Genomic DNA, 25,110 nt, shown 5'->3' on the forward strand with positions numbered 1-25,110 from the left:
TCAGCTGCGCTGGGCGGCCTTGAAGTTCTTCTTGGCCGTGCGGCGCAGCTGGAAGATCCGTGCCGATCCGGCGGCGACGGTCAGCAGCCCTCCGGCCACCGCGGCACCGAGGATTGCCACACCCGTCGGCAACGACCAGTGCCAGCCCAGGAAGGTCATCGGGACCGGCTCGGTGTTCTGCGCGATGAAGATCAGCAGCACGATCAGCACCAGGAAACCCAGGATCAATGCTGACCACAGCGCCCCGGCACGGGTGAGTTTGGGCTCGGCAGCCTTGCCCGTCTTGGCGGGGGGCTTGCCGGCATCGGGGGCTTTGCCTGGGTCGGGAGAGGGTGTCACCGGCACATTCGGCGTCGGCTCAGGCAAATCGGGCGATACAGACGGATCGCTGGTCATACTGACATCTTTGCCCGTCACGGCCTCAAAGCAAACCACCATGAGATAAAGCGCGGCGGCATGTCGGGTGTGCCGTTAGGGTCGTCAGAGGCTGATCGTCCAGCCGCCGTCGCCGAAAGGATGCGCCTGTGCAGCGCAAAACCCTGGCAATCGCGATGTCCCTGCTCGCCCTGATCGTGCCGCTGGCGGTGGCCTGCGGAAGCTCCAATCCGCTGGGCGGTGGACCCATCTCGGGTGACCTGAAATCGATCACGGTCGGATCCGCTGACTTCCCGGAGTCCAAGATCATCGCCGAGATCTATGCCCAGGCTCTGGAGGCCAATGACTTTCAGATCCGCAGACAGTTCGGCATCGGCAGCCGCGAGACGTATGTGCCTGCCGTGCAGGACCACTCGATCGACCTGATCCCGGAATACACCGGAAATCTGCTGCAGTACTTCGACGCGGAGGCGACCGCCACGACGTCCGATCAGGTGCTGATCGCGCTGCTGAAGGCCCTCCCCGGGGACCTGTCGATCCTGTACCCCTCACCGGCCGAGGACAAGGACACCCTGGCGGTGACCGCGGCGACCGCCCAGCGCTGGAACCTCAAGACCGTCGCGGACCTGGCCGCGCACTCGGCTGAGGTGAAAGTCGGTGCACCATCGGAGTTTCAGACCCGTCAGACGGGTCTGGTCGGCCTGAAGTCCCGGTACGGCCTGGACATCGCACCGGCCAACTTCGTCGCGATCAGTGACGGTGGCGGCCCGGCCACCGTGCAAGCGCTGAACAGCGGCGCCGTCACGGCCGCGAACATCTTCAGCACCTCGCCCGCGATCGAGCAGTACCACCTGGTGCCCCTGGAGGATCCCAAGAACGTCTTCCTCGCCGCCAATGTCGTTCCGCTGGTGGCCTCGCAGAAGATGTCCGACGAACTCAAGACCGTGCTCGACGCGGTGTCGGCCAAGCTCACCACCGAGGCCCTGATCGAGTTGAACACCGCGGTGGAGGGCAATGCCGGCGTCGACCCCGACGAGGCGGCCGAAAAGTGGATCAGAGACAACGGATTCGACAAGCGGGTGCCGCGATGAGCGCTTGCGCGAAGAGCGGAGGGACGCGGTGATCACCTTCGAGAGCGTCACCAAGCAGTACCCGGACGGCACTGTCGCCGTCGACAACCTCGATCTGGAAGTGCCACAGGGCACGCTGACGGTGTTCGTCGGTCCGTCGGGCTGCGGCAAGACCACCTCGATGCGGATGATCAACCGGATGATCGATCCCACCTCGGGCACCCTCACGGTCAACGGGGAGGACATCAGCAAGGTCGACCCGGTCAAGCTGCGGCTCGGCATCGGTTACGTCATCCAGAGCGCCGGCCTGATGCCGCACCTGCGGGTGGTCGACAACGTCGCGACGGTGCCGGTGTTGCGCGGGGAATCCCGGCGCAGCGCCCGCAAGGCCGCGATCGGGGTTATGGAGCGGGTGGGGCTGGACCCGAAGCTGGCCGACCGCTATCCGGCGCAGCTTTCAGGCGGGCAACAGCAGCGCGTCGGGGTGGCCCGCGCGTTGGCCGCCGACCCGCCGATCCTGTTGATGGACGAGCCGTTCAGTGCGGTCGACCCGGTGGTCCGCGAGGATCTGCAGGCCGAAATCCTGCGATTGCAAAGCGAATTGCGCAAGACGATCGTGTTCGTCACCCACGACATCGACGAGGCGGTCAAGCTCGGGGACAAGGTCGCGGTGTTCGGCCGGGGCGGGACCCTGTTGCAATACGCCGATCCAGCGTTCGTCCTGTCGAATCCGGCCGACGAGCGTGTGTCGGAATTCGTCGGCGCCGACCGGGGGTATCGCGGGCTGCAGTTCTTCCACACCAGCGGGTTGCCGTTACATGAGATCAAGCACGTCGACGAGAGCGACATCGACGCGCTGAACCTGAGCCCGGGACAGTGGCGGCTGGTAACCAAGGACGGCCTGCCGTTCGCGTGGATCAACGCCGAAGGCGTCGAGGTGCACCGCAAGGGCAACCGGCTTTACGACAGCACCATCGGTGGCGGGTCCTTCTTTCCACCCGACGGCAGCCTGCGCCAAGCACTGGACGCCGCCCTGTCGTCACCGAGCGGGCTGGGGGTGGCGATCGACGGAGAGGGAAAGCTCCTGGGCGGTGTGCGCGCCGACGACGTGCTCGACGCCCTCAAGGAGCAGCGCCGCGTCCCGGAGCTGGGCTAGCCGATGCGGTATCTACTGAACCATCTCGACGACCTGTGGGTGCTGACCGTCGTGCACCTGCGGTTGTCGTTGGTGCCGATCGTGCTGGGCTTGCTCATCGCAGTCCCACTGGGCGCGGCTGTCCAGCGCACCACCGCCCTGCGCCGGATGACCACACTCACGGCGAGCATCATCTTCACCATCCCGTCGCTGGCCTTGTTCGTCGTACTGCCGCTGATCATCCCCACCCGCATCCTGGACGAGGCCAATGTCATTGTGGCCCTGACCCTTTACACCACAGCACTGTTGGTGCGGGCGGTGCCCGAGGCGCTCGACGCGGTGCCCGAGCAGGTGCGTGACGCCGCGACGGCGATCGGGTACCGGCCGTGGGTGCGGATGCTCAAGGTCGAACTCCCGCTGGCCATCCCGGTGTTGGTGGCGGGGCTGCGGGTCGTCGCGGTCACCAACATCTCGATGGTGTCGGTGGGCTCGGTGATCGGCATCGGCGGCCTGGGCACGTGGTTCACCGAGGGCTACCAGTCCAACAAGAGTGACCAGATCATCGCCGGGATCATCGCGATCTTCGTGCTGGCCGTCGTCATCGACACCCTGATCATGTTGGCCGGCCGGGCCATCACGCCCTGGACCCGGGTGACGCGGGCGCCCCGGGCCACGCGCACCAAGGCGGCGGCATGAACTTCCTGCAGCAGGCACTCGACTTCATCTTCACCGCCGCCAACTGGGGCGGGCCGGCCGGGCTGGCCGCCCGCATCGTCGAACACCTGCAGTACACCGTCGTCGCGGTGGCGGCCTCTGCGCTCATCGCGATCCCGGTCGGCCTGATCATCGGACACACCGGGCGCGGCACCTTCCTGGTCGTCACCGGGGTCAACGCACTGCGCGCCCTGCCCACGCTCGGCGTCTTGCTCCTGGGAGTGCTGTTGTGGGGGCTGGGCCTGGTGCCGCCGACGGTGGCTCTGATGCTGCTGGGCATCCCGCCGCTGCTGGCCGGGACCTACGCCGGAATCGCGAACGTCGATCCCGCCGTGGTCGACGCGGCCCGGTCGATGGGCATGACCGAGCGCCGGGTCCTGCTCGGGGTCGAGGTGCCCAACGCGCTGCCGCTGATCGTGGGTGGGCTGCGTACCGCGACGCTGCAGATCGTGGCGACGGCGACGGTCGCGGCGTACGCGAGTCTCGGTGGGCTGGGCCGGTATCTGATCGACGGCATCAAGGTGCGCCAGTTCCACATCGCGTTGGTGGGTGCGCTCATGGTGACCGCCCTGGCCCTGATTCTCGATGCCGCGTTGGCCTTCGCGGTGTGGTTGTCGGTACCCGGTAGTGGCCGGTTGCGAGGCCGGCGACGGATTCCGCAGCCGTTGCTCGGGGACGAGGTGGCACTGGAGTCACGCGGGGCGGGGAGTTCCGGACTCGGCTACGAAGGCCGCGCGTCGTCGCATACGGTAGAAGGGTGAGTGACCAGAAGGACCGTGCCTGGCCAGCAGTGTTGACGTGGCGGGCGCACGATGTATCCCGGATGGAGTCTGTTCGGGTTCAGCTGTCGGGCAAGCGAATCAAGGCCTACGGCCGGATCGTGGCTGCCGCCACCGACTCCCACCCGGCATTCTCGGCCTCCTACGACCTGGTCACCGATGAGACGGGCGCCACCAAGCGACTGTCACTGACCGTCACACTCGCCGAGCGGGAACGCCAGCTCTCCATCGCCCGCGATGAGGAGAACATGTGGCTGGTGCAGGATCACACCCAGACCAAGCGCTCCGACTTCGGCGGCGCGCTCGATGTCGACGTCGTGTTCAGCCCGTTCTTCAATGCGCTGCCGATCCGGCGGACCGGCTTGCACGAGCGGGCCGAGTCGATGACGCTGCCGGTCGTCTACGTCCGGTTGCCGGAATTCTCGGTGGAGACCGCCAACATCAGCTACAGCAGCGCCGGGCCGGCCGGGCCCGGGGTGAAGCTCCACTCGCCGGTCGCCGACACTACGATCACGGTGGATTCCGACGGCTTCATCCTTGATTACCCAGGACTGGCAGAGCGGATCTGATCACTCCGCCGGCTCGTCCGGCGGCCGCCAGTTCGGCCCGCCAGTTGTCCGTGCCCACCACCGTGGTGATGATCTCGGGGCGGCTGAAGCTGTCGTAGCGCATCCGCGCGGCGTGGCCGGTCTCGACCAGCTCGGCCACCGAACCCGTGGCGGCCAGGGTCTCCTTGGCGCGGGTCAGCAGTTCGATGCCGTGCTCGAGGGCGGGCAGCAGTTGATCGGCGTTGGCCTCACACATGGCTCGCACCAGGTCGGGTGCGGTGGCCGCGACCCGGGTGCCGTCGCGGAACGATCCGGCCGCCAGGGCGAAGGCCAGCGGCACCTCGCCGGCGTTCACGGCCAGGGCCTCGGCGAACAGGTGCGGCAGGTGGGAGATGGCGGCCGCGGCAGCGTCATGCTCGTCGGAGCGGGCCGGTACCACGACGGCGTGGCAGTCCAGGGCCAGCTGGGTGACCAGTGACCAGACGTCCGCGTCGACGTGATCGTCCACGCTGACCACCCACGGGGCGCCGGTGAACAGGGCGGCGTCCCCGGCCGACCAGCCCGAGTGTGCGGTCCCCGCCATCGGATGACCACCGACGAAGTTTCGCAAGAGGCCGAACTTGCCGACTTCGTCGAGCACCGCGCCCTTGACGCTGGTGACGTCGGTCAGCGGGCAGCGTGGTGCGGTGTCGCGGATGTGGTCGAGCATCTGCGGCAGGGCGGGCATGGGCACCGCCAGCACGATCAACGCGTTGCAATCGGCGGCGCGGCGCAGTGCCTCGTCGAGATTCTCCGTGGCGTCGAACCCGTCGAACTTTGCGGCTGCCACGGCCTCCATCGACCGGTTGTAGCCGAAGACCTCACGGCCGGCCCCGGCGGCGGCACGGATCAGCGAGCCGCCGATCAGGCCAAGGCCCACCACGCACACGGGTGTGTTCGTCACGCATCAAGATTGGCATACCGGCCGAGCCGGAGCCGAGGGTGATCCCTGTCAAAATTGCTGGTCGGCGACTACCGTAGGCGGGCATGGAGGCACAGCGTGCGGCGGCAGACCTGCCCGATGGCTTCGGGGTGGCCGTTGTCCGGGAGGAAGGGAAGTGGCGGTGCGCCCCCATGCGGTCGTCCTCGTTGAAGAGCCTGACCGCGGCCGAGACGGAGCTTCGTGAGCTGCGCAGTGCCGGGGCGGTCTTCGGGCTGCTCGATGTGGACGACGAATTCTTCGTGATCGTGCGGCCGGCACCGGCGGGAACGCGGCTGCTGCTGTCGGATGCCACCGCTGCGCTCGACTACGACATCGCGGCCGAGGCGCTGGAGAATCTGGACGCTGACCTGGAAGAAGAGGATCTCGAAGATTCGGATCCGTTCGAGGAGGGCGACCTGTCGGTGCTGTCCGACATCGGCCTGCACGAGGATGTGCTCGGCGTGATCCTTTCCGAGACCGACCTGTACGCCGACGAGCAGATCGGCCGGATCGCTCGCGAGATGGGCTTTGCCGACGAGCTGTCGGCGGTGCTCGACCGGCTCGGTCGGTGAGTGCCTCAGACCAAGCGCTGATCCGCGCGGCGCTCGAGGCTGCCCGGACGGCCGGGCCCCGTGACGTGCCGATCGGCGCGGTGGTGTTCGCCGCCGACGGCACCGAGCTGGCGCGGGCCGCCAATGTGCGTGAGGCGACCGGGGATCCTGCCGGGCATGCCGAGATCGTGGCGATGCGTGAGGCCGCCCGGGTGCTCGGCGACGGCTGGCGGCTCGCAGGTGCGACGCTGGCCGTGACCGTCGAGCCGTGCACGATGTGCGCGGGCGCGCTGGTGCTGGCCCGGGTGGCCCGGGTGGTGTTCGGGGCGTGGGAACCCAAGACCGGGGCGGTCGGCTCGCTGTGGGACGTGGTCCGTGATCGCCGCCTCAACCATCGGCCCGAGGTGGTCGGCGGAGTGCTGGCCGACGAGTGCGCGGCCCTGCTCGAGGAGTTCTTCGCCGCCCAGCGGTAGTTCCGGTGCTGCGCCGCGTCGAGTGTGCATCCTGGGCGCCGAGTGTGCGGCAGCATTGACTCTCCGCTCGATCTACCGCCGTGCGCGCACACTCAGGGCTGCTGGGGCGCCCGGTTCGATGCGATTAGGGCCTACGGCGCGCGCCCGGTAAGCTGCCACACGGTGGCGTGTCCGAGCGGCCTAAGGAGCACGCCTCGAAAGCGTGTGACGGGTAACCCCCGTCCGAGGGTTCAAATCCCTCCGCCACCGCCAACAGAAACACCCTCTCGCCTGCTCAGGTGAGAGGGTGTTCTGGTTTTTCGGGGGCGCTGTTCGGTCTCGCGGTCCCCGTGATCCACGGTCCACGTCGCCACGAAGTCGGGTCGACGACGGTCTCACCGGCCAGTGTGAGCGGACCGGGTCCACTGAGCAGCAGGCTGAGCAGACCCGCCAGGATCAGCAGTGCCTCACGGAAGCCGGGCAGCGGATCACCGCCGGGCAGCGGCGCGGGGATGCCGCCCGCGACGAAGCCGAGCACCAGGAGGCCCGCGACGTTGAGTGCGTTCACCACCGTGGCGAGCCGGAAGAAGACGCCGAGCAGGATGCCGATACCGCCACCGAACTCGATGACGCCCACCAGCCAGCCGACCGCGTCGGCGAACGGCACCCCGAGTTGCCCCACCAGATAGGCGATGTTGGCGTGGCCGCCGGACGCGAACAGTTTGATGCCGCCGTGCAGGATCAGCCCGCCGCCGAGGAACAGCCGCAGAGGCAGCGGAGCCCACTGCTGCCAGGCCGTCATGGCAGGGCCGCGAGATAGCGGGTGGCGGCCACACCGGGCATGAAGAAGTAGGCGCCGCCGACGGTGTGGACGAAGCGGGGCAGGCCGGTGACGCGCCGGCGGATCGGTTCCTGCTGGACCGTGAAAGCCCCGTGCCCGTTGCCGTTTCCGTTGCCGCGGGCGCCGGTGATCGGATCGTCCTCGGCGTAGCCGCCGTCGAACTTGGAGCTGTTGACCCAGGTGTGCTGGATGAACTCGAACTGCCGCCCGAGTTGGGTGTTGAAACAGATGAAATGCAGGCCGCGTTCGATGCCGTCGTCACTCGCCCCGATCAGGTCGGCGGGATCCATGGACGGCGCCAAGGGTGGACCGTAGGCCCGGCCGCGACGAATGATGCGGTGGCGCTTGCCCACATCGATCGACCGGTCGGATCCCGGCACGGGGTCGAGCGCATCACGTGGATTGGACCGCCGCAGGTGCGAGCCGATCGGGCACTTCAGGCCGTCGGGATCCTCGGACCGGAAGTACATGAAGTCGTTGTCGTCGGCGAGCGCGGGATCGTCGGCGGTCGGCGCCTTCACCAGCGGCGCGCCACTCGGCCAGCGGCCGACCATCTTGGCCGCCAGCCCGACACATGCCGGCACCGGGTCGAGCACGTCGGTGGATCGCTCGGCCAGGCTGTTCCAGAACCCCGCCACATCCTGTTCGAGCTGCCGGAAGACGAGGTAGCTGCCGTCCTTGCCGAAGTCGTGCAGCGGCGGCGCATCGGCCGCGACGGACAACAGATTTCGCGGATCGGCGGACGGATCCACCAGCGGCCGGTCGGTGTACTGCCCGTACGCGTTGGGGTACCCGAGCACGAACTCGCCCGCAGCCACGGTGTTGCCCGCCGGTCCGCCCTCGTCGTAGCCGTCGACCAGGGGTTGCGATATCCCGTCGCGAAAACCGAAGTGCTCCTTGCGTCCCGGGAGTGTCAGCGAGTCGAGCCGCCTGAGGACGCGCATCCCGGAGCCGGGCAGGTCGTGGCTGTTCTCAAGCTCGGTGACCGCGGCCGCGTCACGCGCGTAGAGCAGCAACAGCGCGTGGATGTCGTCGCCGTTCCAACGCCAATTCGACGGGCAGCTGGCGCCGTGGTCACCGAGGATGCGACGACGGTGCTCGGTGCCCGACATGCCCTCGCGGAACTCGCCGGCCAGCATTGCGAGGTGCTCGGGTGACAGCCCCAGCCGCGTCAGACCCGACGACGTGAAGGCGATGTTGGTGCAGGTGTCGGTGATCTCAGGCCGGACGGCGCTGTCGCGCAACTCCACCCCGGACAGCCATCGCTTGGCTGCCGCGGCGTCCTCGATCGTCAGGAGTAGGAATGCCGCGTCGTCCAGGGCGCCGTAGCCGTGCAGGATGACGCCCTGGATGTCGTCTAGTTGGAGAGCCATAGCCGGTCCCAGGGAATGCTGTCGAGCTTTCGCGCCGCCCAGTTGGATTCGGGAAGGTCGTTGCCGCAACCGAATCGGCGCAGCCAGCGCCGCGTCTGGGCATCGTCCATCTTGGTCGAGAGGCCGTGGCGGATCGCCTCGTTGTTGGCGATGTTCTTGGTGGTCAGATGTGGGTAGGCGCTGTACCAGACATTGCTCGGGGCCTGCCGGGTGGGCAGCAGCTTCTTGTAGGCCTTCTCGTCGGTGATGCCGCCGAAGAACAGGAAGCGGGTGCGCGGGAAGCCGTCGCCGTTGCTGAAGATGGCGTTGAGCCCCCAGAACGCCTTGTCGATGAAGTCGTTCATGTAGCTCTCCAGGCTGCCGTCGTAGTTGCTGGAGAAGAACAGGCCGCGGTTGCCGTTCATCCGCACCCACCGGGCGAAATGAATGGTGTTGAGCCCGGAAAGGGTTCCGCGGTTGTAGATGTGGCGGGTGGCGTAGTCGGTGAGGAACAGGATCGCGGTCGTGGTCAACCGGCGGAACGATCCGGGCTTGAGGAATCCGACGGCGACGATCTGGTTGTGTGCCCAGTAATCCTCGTCATCGCGGTATGCCCGGACCGCGTCGGGTGCGGCGGCACGGGTGTCGGGCTGGTCGTGCTTTTCGTGGTAACGGAGTACGAGCGCGAACAATCCGAGGCCGAGCACCACGAGCGGCAGGAACGCCACCGTGACCACGGCCAGTGCGACGATCCAGAAGTACTTGTGCAGAGCCTCTTTGGCGCGCCACAGCAAGGATGGCCCCTCGGCCGGTTCCAGGGCCCAGGTGAGGTCTTCGCGGTCGCGGACGAAGTCCACGATCGCGCTCTTGATCTTCCCCGGATCCAGCGACCCGAGGTCGCCACCGTCCAGGAACGTGTTGATCTCGCGCTGCAGCCGATCCTCCTGCCGGATCTGGCTCACCGAACGGCCGCGCCGGTTGATGTGCGCCGCGGCGGCTTTGACCTGATGAGCCAGCAGGAACGCTCGCCGTTCCGACATCGATGCCGTGCCCGGGTAGCCGACGCAGTGGGAGAACACCGCGTCGATCCCGTCACCGCCGATCGTCGCGAGTTCGTCGAGATGTGCACGCAGCGGTGCGTCGACGTCGGTCATCAGCGCCACCTGGGCGGGTACGGGGTGGCCGTCGAGGTCTCGTGTCGGGTCGAACAGGACGAGCCTGGCGAAGTGCAGACCACTCAACTTCTCGAACGGCAGCACGTCCCACCGCTCGACGTGGTCGGGGATGCGTCCGAGCAGCTTCCGCAGTGATGCCAGCCGGCCTTCACTGACCTCGGCGAGCACGGTCAACGCTTCCTGGTGCGGCATCGGGATCACCCGGTCGAGCGGATGGTGAACCACCCGATGCGTTTCCGCCACAGCCATACGACCCCGAGGTAGAGGCCGGGACCGACCTGACGGATCTCGTCGCGCACCATGCGGGCCAGAAACGACGTAGTGGAGTAGTCGATGAGCACACAGTCACCGTTGTCCACCCAGCTCGATGCGATCGAGAGCCGGGCTTTGACGAGCCGCAACCCGAACGGGGTCAGCTTGTTGCGCAGCACCCCTTCTCGACGGTCGAGCACCTTGCCCTGCCAGATGAGGACCCGCACCAGCCAGGCCAGCGGCTTGGTCACCGACGTACCCGGCCAGCCCAGCAGCGTGCCCCTGGTGTCCCCGTCCGGGATGGGGCCGGAGGCTGACTGCCGGAACAGGATGTCGAGCATGCTGTTGCTGTAGCCGAGCAGGGCCGACTCGTCGATGGGCTCGGTGCGTGTCATGGCGTGGCCTTGCCGATGCGCGGCCACGGCGCGAAGGCATTGCGCTGCTCGCGCAGCACCGGTTCGAGCTCGGGGTAGTGCCGGATCAGCACCGAGCACATGTCGTTCTCGTCGATCCAGGCCATGCCTTCCGGGGTGTAGACGCGAGGGGTGAAGTCGACGGTGAAGAAGCGGTCGCTCTTCAGGCGCCGGGTCGCCATCAGGACGAAGATGCGGAAAGCGGTGTCGCTGAATCCGAATCCCTTCGGCAGCTTCTCGCCGTACATCCCGACCATGGCGTCGACCTTTTCGATGTCCCCGCCGTAGATCTCCCGCATCTTCGCCGCGGTCTCCTTCGAGCCGCCGCTGATCTCGTCGAACGAGGTTGCCGGTTTCAGCCGCAGCTGCCGGCGGAACTCGTTGTAGCGCGGCACGCCCCGCTCACGCGAGCGGATGATGTCGGTGGAGATCATGTCGATGACGTGGCCGTCGGTGCGGTCGAAGCGGCGCATGAAGTTTGGGCTGTTGTGCAGGGTGACCGCGCCGGGGTGTGCGACGCCGAGGGAATACAGGCAGTTGCCCACCCCCACGCTCTTGAGCACACCGCGGGAATTCGCTCCACCGTGGATGCTGTCGAACGAGAGCTCCTGCGGCGCAGCCGCTCCGGCCAGGTTGAGGAATTCGTACTTGTCGGGCACCAGTGGGTGCATGCGATAGACGGTGACGAAATCCTCGGTGATGGAGTACGGCGCCGCGTGGTGCTCGGTCGCCGATCCGAGGACGCCGCTGATCGCCTCGCTTGAGCTCACCCGCCCGATCAACTCCTTGACCCGCTCGCCGGCCAGGCCGAACCAGTTGGCCCGCATACCGATCTGCAGCGTCGGGTGTCCGAGAATCGCGGGCGTCCACTCGATGGTGTGGATCTTGGCGATCAGGGCCGCGTTGATCATCCGGGCCTTGTGGAAGATCTGATCGCCCGACCACGTCGGGTAGGCGGCCTTCAGCCGATCGCAGATGGCGTTGTGTTCACGCAGGAAGATCGTGCCCATGAGCTCCAGGCCGAGCCACCAGCCGTCGGCCCCGCCGGACTCGCCCAGCAGCTTCGGGTCGAGTTCGATGAACCCGTCGGCGTCGATGCGTACCTTGCCGTCGTTGGCTTCCTTGGGGGTGCGGATCGCGTCCTGGAACAGCTGATTGCTGCCGTAGATCTGCGAGGCGTCCCACCAGTGGGTCTCGGTGTTGAGGAACGTCGTTTCCCCCGGCGTCGGATTCGGGTCGGCGGGGGTCGACGGGATCTGGATGGCGGGGCCGTCCTCTTTGATGTCCCAGTCCGTCTCGCCCTCGGGCAGCGGAATTTCGATCATCTTGCTCGGGTCGGTGTCGTGGCTGAACCAGTCGCGGGTCTCGAACTGCAGCCAGGCCGCCGCCAGCACGTTGAGGGTGATCGCCGGTTTGAAATCGTCGCCGCGTTGCAGCAGTTCGTTGCCGATCAGGCGCGGGTTGGGATCCATCAGGTGGGGCGGCTGCTCGGCATGCCCCTTGTCCAATGACACGTTGCGCCCGAACCGGGTACCCGCCATGCCCATCGACGGTGCGGACAGGTCGTTGTACGACCCGTCGACCGTGCGCACGGTCAGGTAGTCGGCGGGCGCGTGATGCGGTGCGGGAGGCGGATTCCCGCCGTAGGTGTCCTTGAGGTTGTATTCGCGTAACGCGTCCCGAATCCCGATCAGCACCGAGAGTCCGAGCCACGGCGGGAGCTTGTCCCAGCCGATCCGGCGGTCGACGACCTCAGTGACCTTGATGAAGATTCTCGTCGGCAGTGATGGCATCCTGCCCTCCTTTCCAAGCGGCGAGCGCGAGTGCGGTGTTGATCGAGGAGATGACGATCGCCACCAGGCCCTGTTTGCGCGGCAGATCGCCGCGGGCTGCGGTGACGGCGGCAGAAACAGTGTCGGTGGCATGGATCAGGACGGCGAGCTTTTCGGCACGGCGGAGTTCGGCTCCGCGGAGCAGCAACAGGTCCAGGCCGATGAGCACGGTTCGGATGCCGAACATCCGGAACGGGTAGGTGCCCGCCCGGTCGGTGGTCGGGTCCACCCCGAGGCGGATCAGCAGCTTCTCGGGGGCCAGCAGCCCGGCCGCCCCGTTGAAGATTCTGATCAGCGCCAACAGCTTGCGCGCCACGTTCGCCATGTACAGATCTTGCGGGCTCGTCGGGGCGGGGGAACGCGTAGTGGGCTACCTGTTTTGCCGGGTTTGTTCCGGGGTTGGTCGCACCCGCGTTGAATGGGTTCATGGAGTTGATGTCGCCGACCGATTCGATGTTTCTGATCGCCGAGACACGGGAGCACCCGTTCCACGTCGGCGGCCTCGCGCTCTATGAGCCTCCGGCCGGTGCGGGCAGCGACTTCGTGCGCGAGTTGTACGAGGACATGGTGGCCCACACCGAGGTTCAGCCCGTGTTCCGCAAGCATCCGGCGACCATCCTGGGCGGCATCGCCAACGTCGGCTGGACCTACGACAACGACGTCGACCTCGACTATCACCTGCGCCGCTCGGGCCTGCCGTCACCGGGCCGGGTCCGCGACCTGCTCGAGCTCACCTCGCGCCTGCACGGCGGCCTGCTCGACCGGCACCGTCCGCTGTGGGAGGCCCACCTGATCGAGGGGCTGGCCGACGGCCGGTTCGCGGTCTACACGAAGATGCACCATTCACTGATCGACGGGGTGTCGGCACTCAAGCTGCTGATGCGCACGCTGTCGGAGGACCCGGACGACACCGAGGTGCGGGTGCCGTGGGCGCTGCCGCGCCGGAAGCGGCCGGACCACGGTTCGTCGTTGTTGCGGACGGTCACCGATGTGGCCGGATCCGCCGCGGGACTGGCGCCATCGACGCTGCGGCTTGCTCGTTCGGCACTGGTGGAGCAGCAGCTCACGTTGCCGTTCGCGGCACCCAAGACGATGTTCAACGTGAAGATCGGTGGGGCCCGCCGGGTCGCGGCGCAGTCCTGGCCGCTGGAGCGGTTCAAGCGGATCTCGCGGGCCGCCGGCTCGACGGTCAACGATGTGGTGCTGGCGGTGTGCTCCGGCGCGCTGCGCACCTATCTGCTGGAGCAGGACGCGTTGCCGGACCGGCCGCTGATCGCCATGGTGCCGGTGAGCCTGCGCGCCGAGCACGAGGCCGACGCCGGGGGCAACCTGGTCGGCTCGGTGTTGTGCAATCTGGGTACCGACCTGGACGATCCCGCCGAGCGGCTGTCGGTCATCGGGGAGTCGATGCGGGGCAACAAGAAGGTGTTCTCCGAGCTGCCGCGGGTGCAGGCCCTGGCGCTGTCGGCGATGATGATCGCCCCGCTGGGCCTGGCTGCGGTGCCCGGCTTCGTCAAGGCCACATCGCCGCCGTTCAACCTGGTCATCTCGAATGTGCCCGGGCCGCGACATCCGTTGTACTGGAAGGGCGCTCGGCTGGACGGCAACTATCCGCTGTCGATCGCGCTGGATGGGCAGGCCATGAACATCACCCTGGCCAACAACGCCGACAACCTGGACTTCGGGCTGGTCGGCTGCCGGCGCAGTGTGCCGCATCTGCAGCGGATGCTCAGCCATCTGGAGGACTCGCTCAAGGCGCTGGAGGTGGCGTCCGGGGCCTGACACCAAAAGGCGTAATGGGTAGACCAAATAGTGTTCGTCACGCAAAATGGTCGGCGTGGCGGATGACGGCGGTGCCTACCTCGGCAGGATGCGGATTCTCGATGCGAAGCCGGTGAACCTCGACGGGTTCAGCGTGGCCAATCCGGACCTGGGCCTGGTTGCGATGCGCAGTCCGCACGATCCGGAACCGTCGCTGGTGCTGCGTGAGGGTCAGGTCGTCGAGATGGACGGCAAGGCCGCGGCCGACTTCGATGTGATCGACGAGTTCATCGCCCGCTACGGACTTGACCTCGACGTCGCGGCCGAGGCCATGGCGTGCAGCGATGTCGAGCTGGCCCGCAAGACCGTGGATCTCAATGTGCCACGCGCCGAGGTGGTCCGGCTGATCGGCGGCACCACCCCGGCCAAGCTCGCGCGGGTCATCGCCCTGCTGACGCCGGTCGAGATGCAGATGGCGATGGCCAAGATGCGGGTCCGCCGCACCCCGAGCAATCAGGCCCACGTCACCAACCAGCTGGACGATCCGATGCTGATCGCCGCCGACGCGGCCAGCGCGGTGGCCTACGGGTTCCGCGAGGTCGAGACGACGGTGCCGGTCCTGGGCGATGCATCCTCGAATGCCGTTGCGCTGCTGATCGGTTCGCAGGTGGGGACACCGGGCGCGATGGCGCAGTGCGCGATCGAGGAGGCGCTGGAATTGCGGCTGGGGATGCGGGGGCTGACCAGTTACGCCGAGACCATTTCCATCTACGGCACCGAGCAGGTGTTCGTCGACGGTGACGACACCCCGTTCTCCAAGGCGATCCTGACGAGCGCCTACGCGTCACGTGGGTTGAAGATGCGGGTCACCAGCGGCGGCGGCGCCGAGGTGCTGATGGGCGCGGCCGAGAGATGCTCGATCCTCTACCTGGAATCGCGCTGCGTCTCGCTGGCCCGGGCGCTGGGATCGCAGGGAGTCCAGAACGGCGGCATCGACGGGGTCGGTGTGGTGGCCTCGGTGCCCGACGGCATGAAGGAATTGCTCGCCGAGAACCTGATGGTGATGATGCGCGATCTGGAGTCGTGCGCGGGCAATGACAACCTGATCTCGGAATCCGACATTCGCCGCAGCGCGCACACCCTGCCGGTGCTGCTGGCCGGTGCGGATTTCATCTTCTCCGGGTTCGGCTCGATCCCGCGCTACGACAACGCGTTCGCGCTGTCCAACTTCAACTCCGACGACATGGACGATTTCCTGGTCCTGCAACGGGATTGGGGGGCCGACGGCGGACTGCGCACGGTGTCACCCGAGCGTCAGGCCGCGGTCCGGCGGCGGGCCGCGACGGCGGTGCAGGCGGTGTATCGCGATCTGGGCCTGGCCGATTTCGACGACAGCCACGTCGAGGAGGGGGTGGTCGCCAACGGGTCACGCGATCTGCCGCCCGGCGACCCGAAGGTCGTCGCGGAAGCGGCCAACGCGATCGAGGCCAAGCAGCTCACCGTGTTCGACGTGGTCGCCTCCCTGAAGCGCACCGGTTACGACGACGAGGCCGAGGCCATCATGCGGCTGACGGCGGAACGCCTGCGCGGTGACCAGCTGCAGACCTCGGCGATCTTCGACGAGCAGTTCCGGGTGCTGTCCAAGATCACCGACCCGAACGATTACACAGGTCCCGGAACGGGTTACACGCTGACCGAGGAGCGCCGGGCCGAGATCGACAACATCCGCCAGCAGCGCAACTCCGCCGAACTCACCACCGACCAGGTCGAGCATGCCGGCCACATCACCGTCACCGAGATCGAACCCGCCCGGCAGGGCAGCGATCCGCGCGAGGTGTGCATCGGGTTGTCGCCGGCGCTGGGGCGCAGTGTGTGGCTGAGCCTGTGTGGGCTGCCGATCGGCGAGGTGATCCGCCAGCTGTCCGCCGGGCTGGAGGAGGAGGGCTGCGTGCCACGCTTCGTGCGGGTGCGTTCGACCATCGACGTCGGGTTGATCGGCCTGACCGCGGCCAAACTGTCCGGATCGGGGATCGGAATCGGCTTGCAGGGCAAAGGTACTGCGCTCATCCACCGCCGGGATCTGGCGCCGCTGGCCAACCTGGAGCTGTTCAGTGTGGCCCCGTTGCTGACCGCGAGGAACTACCGCGAGCTGGGCCGCAATGCCGCCCGCCACGCCAAGGGCATGGCGCCGGTGCCGATCCTGACCGGCGGTACCGACGAGTCGATCTCGGCGCGATATCACGCGCGCGCGGTGGCACTCGTCGCGTTGGAACGTGAGGCCAGTGAACCGGGCCAGGCGCCCGTGACGGTGGAGGTGCGCAGAGCATGACCGGCAGATTCACCGTCGCGGCCGCTGTCGACGGCAAGCTGGACCTGTCCGACCTGCGGATGGATCCCGCGACCCTGGCCCACCAGGCTGTGGTTGCCGAGGAGAACGGCAACCCTCAGCTGGCCGAGAATTTCCTGCGCGCAGCGGAATTGGCCACCATCGACGATGAAGAGGTGATGGGCCTGTACGAGGCACTGCGCCCACACCGCTCCACCGCCGCCGAACTCGACGCGCTGCAGGCGTCGCTGGAGAACCGTGGTGCCGTGCGTTGCGCGGAACTGGTGCGTCAGGCCGCCGCGGTGTACGCCCGGCGGGGCTTGTTGCGGTGACGCCCCGTGGCCGTATTGTCGCCGGGATCGACGTCGGCAATCACACCACCGAGATCGTCCTGGCCCGTGTGGACAACGGTGCTGCCGATGGCTCCGTACTCCCCATCACCCACGGACAGGCGCCGACCCGGGGCCGCAAGGGATCCCAGGATTCGTTGGAGGGCGCGGCCGCGCTGTTGCACCGCATCGAGGTCGACGCCGGGGTGCGCGCGGATGAGCTGGTGCTCTCGGCGATCCGGCCGGTCGACACCGAGACCGCCCCGCTGGCACCGGCGCCCTCGCCGCGCTCCCCGGTGCGCAGCCTGCGCAAGCCCGATGCCAGCACCCCGGCCGGCACGGGGTACGCGGTGGGCCGGCATGTACCGCTGGGTGACCTGATCGGTGCACCGTGCGATGGTCCGGTGATCGTCTCGGTCGACGGGGACACCGATTTCGAGGTGGCCGCGGCGGCCGTCACCACCGCGGTCGGGAACGGTTGGGCGATCGCCGGCGTGCTGGCCGCCCAGGACGATGCGGTGTTGATCCGCAACCGGATTCCCCTCGACGTCCCCGTGGTCGACGAGGTGATGCTCGACGGGTTGGCGCCGGGGGCGCTGGTGGCGCTGGAGGTGGTGGCCGAGGGCCGCGCCTACCGCGCGCTGGCCGATCCGATCGCGCTGTGCGCGGCCCTGGAACTGGGCCATGACCAGATTCATGAGGTCGCCGAATTCACCAGGGAACTCTCGGATTCCCCGGCCATCGCCGTGACCGCGCGCACCGAGGCGCCGGAGCCGCCCGCGGTGGACGAGGATTACGTCGAGTTGCAGATCGACGGGGCGGTGGTCAGGTACTCACCCGCCCAGGCCCACGCCATCCTGCGGCGGGAACTGCCGGGCAGCGTGGTGCGGATCCGGCTGCGCTCCATCCCGACCGCCGATCATGAGATCGCGGTCGACGACGCCTTTTTCACCGACCTCGCGGCACTGGACAGCGGCACCTGGCTGCGCCGCGGGGTGGCCGACGCACGTGGCACGGTGGTGGCGCTGCTGGCTGCCGACCACGTAGAGGATGCCGCCACCACGCTCGCCGAGCTGACCGGACGTCCGGCGCGCACCCTCGCAGGAGAGCCGGAGGCCGCGGCACGGGGTGCCCGCACCACGCCGGGCTTGCCACCGGATTCGGTGGTGTGCGATATCGGTGGCGGCACCATCGACCTGATCGGGCCGGGCCGCACCGTGACGGCCGCCGGCGCGGGGGAGACCATCACCGTCGCGGTGGCACGCATGCTGAACATCCCGCGGGCCCTGGCCGAGCGGGTCAAACGCACCCCGGCGATCCGGGTCGAAGGCCCGCACGTGGCACACGAGGAGGACGGGCGACGGCTGTTCCTGGATGCTCCGGCGCCGGCCGACGCCATCGGCCGGCTGTGCACCCGCGGTAGCGCCGGCCTGGTGCCGTTCTCCACCAAGCTGGCCGCTGAGGAATGGCGCAGCCTGCGGCTGGCGATCAAGCAGGAGACCGTGGCCGCCAACATCGCCCGCTGCCTGGCCGCGTTCGAGAAAGCCCCGACCGCGTTGGTGCTCGCCGGCGGCGGGGCGCTCGATGACGAACTACTGCGCACGGTCGGTGAATCCCTGCGCGGTGCGGGAGTTGTGGTGGGGCGGGCCAACATCGACGGAGTACACGGACCGCGGTTCGCGGTCGCCTCGGGCTTGGTGCACCTGGCCGCCGGATCCGGCGCCGGTTAACCGGCAGAGCGCAGGAAATCGCCCGAGATCTTCACCGCGGGCGCCGACGAGTCGCCGCCCACCACCAGGGTCGCGAACGCGATGTCGCCGGCGATCCCGGCGAACCATCCGTGGGAGTGCGTGTTGTCGCCGAACTCGGCGGTCCCGGTTTTGCCGCCGAGGTCGGGAATGTCGCTCAATTGGCTTGCGGTGCCCTCGGTCACGGTCTTGCGCATCATGTCCCGCAGTGCCCCGGTGACGGCGGGCGGCAGCGGCTGCGAGGCGGAATCAGCGGTCACCTTGTCGCCGTCGACCAGGTTGGGCAGGACGGTCGAGCCGTGCGCCAGGCTGGCCTCGGCCACCGCGAGGCCGAACGGGCTGACGGTCACGGTGCCCTGGCCGATCCCGTTCTCCACCCGCTTGGCGGCGGTGTCGGCGTTCGGCACCCGGCCGGTCACCGTGGTGAGCCCGGGGATGGTGAAGTCCACCCCGATGCCGAACGCGCGGGCGGTCTTGGTCAGCGCGTCAGCGGGCAGCTTGTCGGACAGCGCGGCCATGCTGGTGTTGCACGAATGGGAGAATGCCGACGTCAACGGCACCGTGCCCAGGTCGAAGTCGTCGTCATTGGGAATGGTGCGGTTCTCGATCGTCAACCGGCCGGGGCAGGGCAGCGGGCTGTCCGGGGTGGCCAGGCCGGCCTCCAGCGCGGCCGCGGTGGTGATGGTCTTGAACGTCGACCCTGGCGGGTAGAGGCCGGAAAAGGCAATGGCACCTTGCGGATCCGCGGCCGTGTTCTGCGCGGCGGCCAGGATGCCGCCCGTCGAACCGGAGATCGCCACCACCACGGCGGGCCGGCCCTCCTGGGCCACGGCCTGTTGAGCGAGCAGTTGCAGCCGCAGATCCAGCGTGGTGCGCATCGGCTCGGTCGGCGCGGGCGGCTGTGCGGTCAATCGCTGGGCCGGGGCACCGTCGCCGTCGACCAGATAGACCGACCATCCGGCAGCCTTGGTGATCCGGTCGTGCCACAGCTCGGCCAGACCGCCGATCGCCGGTGAGGACAACTGGCGGTCGGCGGTCAGCAGGTCGCCCTGCTCGGCCACGGCGACACCGGGAACCTGGGCCAGTTGGTCACGCACCGAGGTGAGGTCGTCTTCGCGCAGTTTCATCACCGTCACCCGATCGTCGGCGTTCGACGCGAACTGGGCGCTGATGGATTCCGCGGTGGTGGTGGGATCGAAGGGGGCCAGCAGCGCGGCCAGCGGGCCGGCGGAATCCAGGTGGCCGCGGTCCAGCGAGATCACCCCGACGGTCTGCCATGTCATCAACGGCTGGCCGGTCCGGTCGAGCACCGGGGTCTGCAGATCGCTGTCGGTGCTGTACTGAAACTTCAAGCCGTCACGCAGATCTCGGTGCAGCAGTGCCGGTGTCCAGGAGATGCGCCAGTCGTCACCGGACTTGGTCGCGGTCCCGGCGGTGTCATAGCCGAAGTCCCGGCCGTCACCCCAGGTCCACTGGTACTTGAGCGTCGCGCCGGACTCGTTGCCGTCCTCCGGTTCGGCGGCGACCTTGACCGTGGCGGCCTCTCCCATGCCCTCGAACATCGAGGTGATCACCGGCTCTGCCGCCGCGGGGTCGGTGGTCTGAGCGGCTGCACCGTGAGCGTCTTTGCGCTGCAACGCATCGGCGAACGCGGCGAAGCTGTCTGCCGGATCAGGGGACGAGGAGCATCCCACGATCGGAAGGAACAGGCACAGCAACAAGAACCAGGCGCGCCGTCGAGTCATGGTCCCAGCATGACATCAGAAGCTAGGCAGCCTTGTCTGTGTCCGATTCACTCGCGGGCTTGGCATCGGGTTTCGGCTTACGCGGCTTGAGCGTGTCCTTGACGTTCTTCGCGAGGTCGGACATCGCGTTGCGGACGTCGTCGCGGCGGTGCGCGGGATTTCGCTTGACCGGCTTGTCGGGGGCGTCGGCCGCGTCTGTCGGGGCAACGACCTTGGGAGCTTTCTTCTTCAGCGTGTTGCGGTCGGTGGGCCCCGACGTCGTCGAGGGCGATGCCGGAGAAGGTGATCCGCCGTTGAAGTTCTCCGCGCCTTCCTGGATCGCGCCCGGGAGTGCGTTCACGGTTTCGATGATCCGTTTGGGCGGCGTGATCAACGAGAAACGGGTTGGCGTAGCGGGATCGGAGTAGTCCCGGTCGGTGTAGCCCATGTCGACGCCGAGCCGCAGGGTCGGCTCGATCGCGCCGAGCACCGGCTCGGTGTATGCCGTGGCGTTGAGCGCGGTCGAGAAGTCCCGGAACGGCTGCAGCAGCGGCAGGTGCTCGGTCTTGACCAGGATGTAGGTGTCAGTGCCTCCGCCTTCCTTGTCGACCGGTGTCACGATGATCGCGTCCGGATCGTTCAGGTCGGTGGCGTCCGGTGTCGGGTCACCGTGCAGATAGATGAAGCCGGCGGCGGCGTTGGCCAGTGACAGCGGGTTGGCGTAGGCCGGGAAGTCGCCGACTGGGTCGTACTCGACGGTGATGAAGGTCTGGTCGTAGGCCGTGGGGGCGGCCGCGCCGGTGCTGGTGAATCCGAGCAGCGCCAGTGGTCCCGTGTTCGGGAAGCGGGCGTAGATGCCGCCGTTGGGAACGGTCGGCGCCGCGATGTACACGAATTCGACGTTGCCGCCCGGGGGCGGGGCCGTTCCGGCGGTGAGTTCGCGCTTGTACTTCTCGGCGACGATGGTCCCCTCGGAGTAACTCACGATGTAGATCGTGCCGTCCGGGCCGACCGCCGTGCGGGCTTCGGCGACCTGGGCGATCAACGGCGCACGACCGGTGGCCACACTCGAATCGATCGGCAATGTGGCCGAATAGTGGACGGGGTAGTAGCGATCGGCCGCCGGTCCGGCGAACTCGCCGTTGTACGGCACGTAGTTGCCGTCGAACTTGTTCGGGATCCGCGCACTCAAGGTGTCGTCTTTCCCACCCACCCCGACCACGGCATAGCTGCCCGGCAGGGTCGCGGCCAGCGCGTCGGCGACGTACCCGAATGTGAGGACGGCGGTCATGCCGGCGGTGGCGCCGGCCACCACGACCGCCGATGCCTGTGCGTGCTTTCGGTGACTGGCCACGGTGCACCTCCGGGTCGTGCTGGTGAAAACGACTGAGAACGGAGTGTGGGCCCGGGTCAGTCCGGGCCCACACTATGCCAGATGTTTGCTAGATGTGACGTGTTTGGTTAAGGGCAGGAGATTTCGAGCTCGAATGGCTTGGTCACCTGGTTCATCCCGTCCACGCCGGTGGCATCGCCCTTGATCGTGTAGTTGTTGCCATCTTTGGTGGCTTCCGCGCTGCCGCCGGGCACGCCGGGGGTGTAGCCGAGGCTGACGCCGTCGATGTTGCCCAGCGCCACAGCGGTCACCGACGGCTTGTCGCCCTCGCTGAGCGTGGCGCTGACTGCGCTCATGCCCTGGCCGACGGTCAGGCTGACATTGCCCGCGACCGTGGCGCACACGACCGTGCCCTCGACCTTGTGCTCCTTGCCGTCGATCACGGCCCGGGCGGTGCCCGCGCCGGTCGTCGCCTTGGCGTCGCCGGCTTCGACCGAGGCCGTCGCTGACGCCGTCGCCGTGGCCTTCGTGTCGCTGGAGGTGTCTTTCTCGTCGCTCGACGAACAGCCGGACAGGCCGGCGACGACGATCGCGGCGCCGCCGATGGCTACCAGGAACTCACGCTTCACCACTGCTCTCCTCACGGTTGTGCAGCCGCCAGAGCGGCGGGCTGTCAGGCAGAAGTATTGGGGTTCGCGCAGGTGGTGGAGATGGGATTGACCGAATTGTTCGCCACGGCCACGGGTCGGTCGTAAGTTCACCATCATGCGGACGATGCGCACACCGGAGGACCGCTTCCGCGATCTGCCCGAATTCGACTATGCGCCAGAGTATTCCGAAATCGATGATGCCGAAGGTGGCCGATTACGGGTGGCCTGGGTGCAGGACGGGCCGTCCGAGGCCGATCCGGTGCTGTTGTTGCATGGGGAACCATCGTGGTCGTTTCTGTACCGGCGGATGATCCCGATACTGACCGCGGCGGGCCACCGCGTCGTCTGCCCCGACCTGGTCGGTTTCGGTCGCTCCGACAAGCCCACCCGCATCGAGGACCACAGCTATGCGCGGCACGTCGAGTGGATGCGGGCGCTGCTCTTCGACGTCCTGGATCTGCGGCGGGTGACCCTGGTCGGTCAGGACTGGGGTGGCTTGATCGGGCTGCGCTTGGCCGCCGAACACCCCGACCGGTTCGCCAACATCGTGGTCGCCAACACCGGGCTGCCCACCGGCGACATCCCGATGCCCGAGATCTGGTGGCAGTTCCGCACCGCGATCCGGAGTGCACCCACGATCGAAGTCGGCCGGTTCGTGGCGTCGGGGTGCCGCCGCTCGGTCAGCGATGAGGTTCGCGCGGCCTACGACGCCCCGTTTCCCGACGACTCCTACTGTGCGGGCCCGCGGGCGATGCCGGGCCTGGTGCCCACCGCACCCGAGGACCCGGCGTCGGCCGCCAACCGGTCGGCGTGGAAAGTGTTGGCGGCGAGCCCGACTCCGATGCTGGTGGCGTTCAGTGACGGTGACCCGATCACCGGTGGGATGGCGCCGATCTTCAAGCGGGAGATGCGCGGTGCGCAGCGGATCGACCACCCGGTGATCGGCGACGCCGGTCATTTCCTGCAGGAGGATGCCGGCGAGGAACTCGCCGAGGCGATCGTGGAGTTCCTCGCCGACGCTGCGACTAGGGGCAGGTGACCGCGATGTCGAAGGGCATGTCCACCGGCGTGCCCGGATCGTTGGGGTCGATGCCCATGCCGGTGCCGGTGATCGTGTAGCCCTTGCCGTCGCGCGCGGCCACCACCGGTGCTCCGGACAGGCCGGAGAGATAGGTCAGCGATGCACCCTCGCCGTTGACGTCACCGATGTTCACCGACTGCACCGCCGGGGCCTCGCCGTCGGTCAGTGCCACGGAGGCCGGCATCTTGCCCTCGATGCCGATCGTGGTCAGCCCGTCCTTGGTCTCGCAGGTGACGCTGGTGACGGGACCGGCGTCGTTGGGACCGAAGGTGACCCGGCCCTGGCCGGACTTACCTGACGAACCCGATTCCTGCGACGAGCATCCGGCGACTGCAGCCAGACACACAGCAAATCCGGTGGCAATGACAATGGGGCGGCGCATGACCAAGTTCACGACCGCAGTATGGTCGCGTCCGCCCCCGTGACGGAAATCGGACGCGCATCCGGTTGAATACCTGGTGTGGACCAGCCGTATTTCACCGTGGAGGCCGAGCTGCCCGGCCGACTCGGCCGGGTCGGCACCATCCACACGCCGCACGGCGATATCCACACCCCGGCGTTCATCGCCGTCGGCACCGCGGCCACCGTCAAATCGGTGCTTCCCGAGACCATGAAAGAGCTTGGCGCCCAAGCAGTCCTGGCCAACGCGTATCACCTGTACCTGCAGCCGGGCCCGGACATCGTGGCCGAGGCCGGCGGGCTCGGGGCATTCATGAACTGGCCGGGACCGACCTTCACCGACAGCGGCGGCTTCCAGGTGATGTCACTGGGCGTCGGGTTCAAGAAGGTCCTGGCCATGGACACCGAGCGGCTGCAGACCGACGACATCATCGCCAAGGGCAAGGAACGGCTGGCCGTCGTGGACGACGACGGCGTCACGTTCCGCTCGCATCTGGACGGCTCGAAACACCGGTTCACCCCCGAGGTCTCGATCGGCATCCAGAACAAGCTCGGCGCCGACATCATCTTCGCGTTCGACGAGCTCACCACCCTGGTCAACACCCGCGCCTACCAGGAGAGCTCGGTGCAGCGCACCCACGAGTGGGCCCTGCGGTGCCTGGCCGAGCACCACCGGCTGCAGGCGCTGTCACCGGAACGCCCGCGGCAGGCGCTGTTCGGTGTGGTGCAGGGCGCCCAGTACGAGGACCTGCGCCGGCAGGCCGCGCGGGGTCTGGCCACCATCGGGCAGGAGGCCGGGCCCGCCGAGGGGCTGAGCTTCGATGGCTACGGCATCGGCGGCGCGCTGGAGAAGCAGAATCTGGCCACCATCGTCGGCTGGGTCAGCAGTGAGCTGCCGGCGGACAAGCCCCGGCACCTGCTCGGGATCAGCGAGCCCGACGATCTGTTCGACGCGGTGGCCGCCGGGGCGGACACCTTCGACTGTGTGTCGCCGTCGCGGGTGGCGCGCAATGCCGCGGTGTACTCGGCGACCGGACGGTTCAACATCACCGGTGCCCGGTACAAACGGGACTTCACCCCGATCGACGCTGAGTGCGATTGCTACACCTGCGCCAATTACTCGCGCGCCTACATCCGGCATCTGTTCAAGGCCAAGGAGATGCTGTCGGCGACGTTGTGCACGATTCACAACGAGCGGTTCGTGATCCGGCTGGTCGACCAGATCCGGGCGTCGATCGTGGCCGGTGAGTTCGATGAGCTGCGGGCGCACGTGTTGGGCCGGTACTACGGCGTGCCCATAAGCTGACCT

At 67.8% G+C, this 25,110-nt stretch carries 25 protein-coding genes and 1 tRNA gene; 14 read left to right on the plus strand and 12 right to left on the minus strand.

Annotation, left to right across the window (positions count from 1 at the left end):
- Window positions 1-396, minus strand: a complete 396-nt coding sequence (locus BN2156_RS22495; RefSeq protein WP_090517089.1) for a LapA family protein — start codon at window positions 394-396, stop codon at window positions 1-3.
- A 155-nt stretch (window positions 397-551) separates the two neighbouring features.
- On the opposite strand from BN2156_RS22495, the gene BN2156_RS22500 reads away from it, so the two are divergent.
- The 5 genes from BN2156_RS22500 to BN2156_RS22520 are packed head-to-tail and all read left to right on the plus strand — an operon-like array spanning window position 552 to window position 4,642.
- Window positions 552-1,466: an ABC transporter substrate-binding protein gene (locus BN2156_RS22500; protein WP_090517581.1), complete on the plus strand. Its 915-nt coding sequence runs from the start codon at window positions 552-554 to the stop codon at window positions 1,464-1,466.
- 28 nt (window positions 1,467-1,494) lie between these two features.
- Window positions 1,495-2,601 carry an ABC transporter ATP-binding protein gene (locus BN2156_RS22505; RefSeq protein ID WP_090517582.1) on the plus strand — a complete coding sequence of 369 codons (1,107 nt, stop codon included), beginning with the start codon at window positions 1,495-1,497 and terminating at the stop codon, window positions 2,599-2,601.
- Window positions 2,602-2,604: 3 nt separating this feature from the next.
- Window positions 2,605-3,276: an ABC transporter permease gene (locus tag BN2156_RS22510; RefSeq protein WP_090517090.1), complete on the plus strand. Its 672-nt coding sequence runs from the start codon at window positions 2,605-2,607 to the stop codon at window positions 3,274-3,276.
- Window positions 3,273-4,055, plus strand: coding sequence for an ABC transporter permease (locus tag BN2156_RS22515; protein ID WP_090517091.1), 783 nt, complete (start codon window positions 3,273-3,275; stop codon window positions 4,053-4,055). The genes BN2156_RS22510 and BN2156_RS22515 overlap by 4 nt, the downstream gene beginning before the upstream one ends.
- Window positions 4,052-4,642, plus strand: a complete 591-nt coding sequence (locus tag BN2156_RS22520; protein WP_090517092.1) for a putative glycolipid-binding domain-containing protein — start codon at window positions 4,052-4,054, stop codon at window positions 4,640-4,642. Before BN2156_RS22515 ends, BN2156_RS22520 begins: the two co-directional genes overlap by 4 nt.
- Here the strand turns inward: BN2156_RS22520 and BN2156_RS22525 are convergent.
- Entirely contained in the window at window positions 4,605-5,549 is a 945-nt protein-coding gene (locus tag BN2156_RS22525) for a prephenate dehydrogenase (protein ID WP_090517583.1), read from the minus strand. The genes BN2156_RS22520 and BN2156_RS22525 overlap by 38 nt on opposite strands.
- Before the next feature lie 98 nt (window positions 5,550-5,647).
- On the opposite strand from BN2156_RS22525, the gene BN2156_RS22530 reads away from it, so the two are divergent.
- The 3 genes from BN2156_RS22530 (at window position 5,648) to BN2156_RS22540 (ending at window position 6,858) form a co-directional block, all read left to right on the plus strand.
- Window positions 5,648-6,154: a tRNA adenosine deaminase-associated protein gene (locus BN2156_RS22530; RefSeq protein WP_090517093.1), complete on the plus strand. Its 507-nt coding sequence runs from the start codon at window positions 5,648-5,650 to the stop codon at window positions 6,152-6,154.
- Window positions 6,151-6,606, plus strand: coding sequence for a nucleoside deaminase (locus tag BN2156_RS22535; protein WP_090517094.1), 456 nt, complete (start codon window positions 6,151-6,153; stop codon window positions 6,604-6,606). The genes BN2156_RS22530 and BN2156_RS22535 overlap by 4 nt, the downstream gene beginning before the upstream one ends.
- 161 nt (window positions 6,607-6,767) lie before the next feature.
- A tRNA-Ser gene (locus tag BN2156_RS22540) sits at window positions 6,768-6,858 on the plus strand.
- 22 nt (window positions 6,859-6,880) lie between these two features.
- Here BN2156_RS22540 and BN2156_RS22545 read toward each other — a convergent pair.
- The 6 genes from BN2156_RS22545 to BN2156_RS22570 are packed head-to-tail and all read right to left on the minus strand — an operon-like array spanning window position 6,881 to window position 12,775.
- Entirely contained in the window at window positions 6,881-7,387 is a 507-nt protein-coding gene (locus BN2156_RS22545; RefSeq protein ID WP_090517095.1) for a DoxX family membrane protein, read from the minus strand.
- Complete coding sequence (locus BN2156_RS22550) at window positions 7,384-8,799, minus strand: Dyp-type peroxidase (protein ID WP_090517096.1); 1,416 nt, start codon at window positions 8,797-8,799, stop codon at window positions 7,384-7,386. Before BN2156_RS22550 ends, BN2156_RS22545 begins: the two co-directional genes overlap by 4 nt.
- Window positions 8,784-10,196 carry a hypothetical protein gene (locus tag BN2156_RS22555; protein ID WP_159402862.1) on the minus strand — a complete coding sequence of 471 codons (1,413 nt, stop codon included), beginning with the start codon at window positions 10,194-10,196 and terminating at the stop codon, window positions 8,784-8,786. Before BN2156_RS22555 ends, BN2156_RS22550 begins: the two co-directional genes overlap by 16 nt.
- The gene (locus BN2156_RS22560; RefSeq protein WP_090517098.1) at window positions 10,151-10,600 is read right to left on the minus strand and encodes a hypothetical protein; all 450 of its coding nucleotides are present in this window, start codon (window positions 10,598-10,600) and stop codon (window positions 10,151-10,153) included. Before BN2156_RS22560 ends, BN2156_RS22555 begins: the two co-directional genes overlap by 46 nt.
- On the minus strand, window positions 10,597-12,411 hold the full coding sequence (locus BN2156_RS22565; protein WP_090517099.1) for a peroxidase family protein: 1,815 nt from the start codon (window positions 12,409-12,411) through the stop codon (window positions 10,597-10,599). The genes BN2156_RS22560 and BN2156_RS22565 overlap by 4 nt, the downstream gene beginning before the upstream one ends.
- The gene (locus BN2156_RS22570; protein ID WP_090517100.1) at window positions 12,371-12,775 is read right to left on the minus strand and encodes a hypothetical protein; all 405 of its coding nucleotides are present in this window, start codon (window positions 12,773-12,775) and stop codon (window positions 12,371-12,373) included. Before BN2156_RS22570 ends, BN2156_RS22565 begins: the two co-directional genes overlap by 41 nt.
- Before the next feature lie 101 nt (window positions 12,776-12,876).
- Between BN2156_RS22570 and BN2156_RS22575 the strand changes: the two genes are divergently transcribed.
- From BN2156_RS22575 to BN2156_RS22590, 4 genes are all read left to right on the plus strand, one after another.
- On the plus strand, window positions 12,877-14,232 hold the full coding sequence (locus BN2156_RS22575; protein WP_090517101.1) for a WS/DGAT/MGAT family O-acyltransferase: 1,356 nt from the start codon (window positions 12,877-12,879) through the stop codon (window positions 14,230-14,232).
- Window positions 14,233-14,320: 88 nt separating this feature from the next.
- Complete coding sequence (locus BN2156_RS22580) at window positions 14,321-16,540, plus strand: propanediol/glycerol family dehydratase large subunit (RefSeq protein ID WP_090517584.1); 2,220 nt, start codon at window positions 14,321-14,323, stop codon at window positions 16,538-16,540.
- Window positions 16,537-16,869, plus strand: a complete 333-nt coding sequence (locus BN2156_RS22585) for a diol dehydratase small subunit (protein ID WP_090517102.1) — start codon at window positions 16,537-16,539, stop codon at window positions 16,867-16,869. The genes BN2156_RS22580 and BN2156_RS22585 overlap by 4 nt, the downstream gene beginning before the upstream one ends.
- Entirely contained in the window at window positions 16,866-18,596 is a 1,731-nt protein-coding gene (locus BN2156_RS22590) for a diol dehydratase reactivase ATPase-like domain-containing protein (protein ID WP_090517103.1), read from the plus strand. The genes BN2156_RS22585 and BN2156_RS22590 overlap by 4 nt, the downstream gene beginning before the upstream one ends.
- Here BN2156_RS22590 and BN2156_RS22595 read toward each other — a convergent pair.
- The 3 genes from BN2156_RS22595 to BN2156_RS22605 form a co-directional block, all read right to left on the minus strand.
- A complete protein-coding gene (locus tag BN2156_RS22595; protein WP_090517104.1) occupies window positions 18,593-20,359 on the minus strand; it encodes a penicillin-binding transpeptidase domain-containing protein in 1,767 nt (588 codons plus the stop codon). The two genes, BN2156_RS22590 and BN2156_RS22595, sit on opposite strands and share 4 nt — an antisense overlap.
- Window positions 20,360-20,381: 22 nt before the next feature.
- Window positions 20,382-21,692, minus strand: coding sequence for a PE-PPE domain-containing protein (locus tag BN2156_RS22600; RefSeq protein ID WP_090517105.1), 1,311 nt, complete (start codon window positions 21,690-21,692; stop codon window positions 20,382-20,384).
- 107 nt (window positions 21,693-21,799) lie between these two features.
- Window positions 21,800-22,300: a lipoprotein LpqH gene (locus tag BN2156_RS22605; protein ID WP_090517585.1), complete on the minus strand. Its 501-nt coding sequence runs from the start codon at window positions 22,298-22,300 to the stop codon at window positions 21,800-21,802.
- A 136-nt stretch (window positions 22,301-22,436) separates the two neighbouring features.
- On the opposite strand from BN2156_RS22605, the gene BN2156_RS22610 reads away from it, so the two are divergent.
- On the plus strand, window positions 22,437-23,360 hold the full coding sequence (locus tag BN2156_RS22610; protein ID WP_090517106.1) for a haloalkane dehalogenase: 924 nt from the start codon (window positions 22,437-22,439) through the stop codon (window positions 23,358-23,360).
- Here the strand turns inward: BN2156_RS22610 and BN2156_RS22615 are convergent.
- Complete coding sequence (locus tag BN2156_RS22615) at window positions 23,347-23,796, minus strand: lipoprotein LpqH (protein ID WP_090517107.1); 450 nt, start codon at window positions 23,794-23,796, stop codon at window positions 23,347-23,349. The two genes, BN2156_RS22610 and BN2156_RS22615, sit on opposite strands and share 14 nt — an antisense overlap.
- 66 nt (window positions 23,797-23,862) lie before the next feature.
- On the opposite strand from BN2156_RS22615, the gene tgt reads away from it, so the two are divergent.
- Window positions 23,863-25,107 (plus strand): tRNA guanosine(34) transglycosylase Tgt, encoded by a 1,245-nt coding sequence (tgt, locus tag BN2156_RS22620; protein WP_090517108.1) that lies wholly within the window; start codon window positions 23,863-23,865, stop codon window positions 25,105-25,107.
- Window positions 25,108-25,110 lie beyond the last annotated feature (3 nt).

Source organism: Mycolicibacterium neworleansense, from assembly GCF_001245615.1.
In the GTDB taxonomy this organism is placed as follows: domain Bacteria; phylum Actinomycetota; class Actinomycetes; order Mycobacteriales; family Mycobacteriaceae; genus Mycobacterium; species Mycobacterium neworleansense.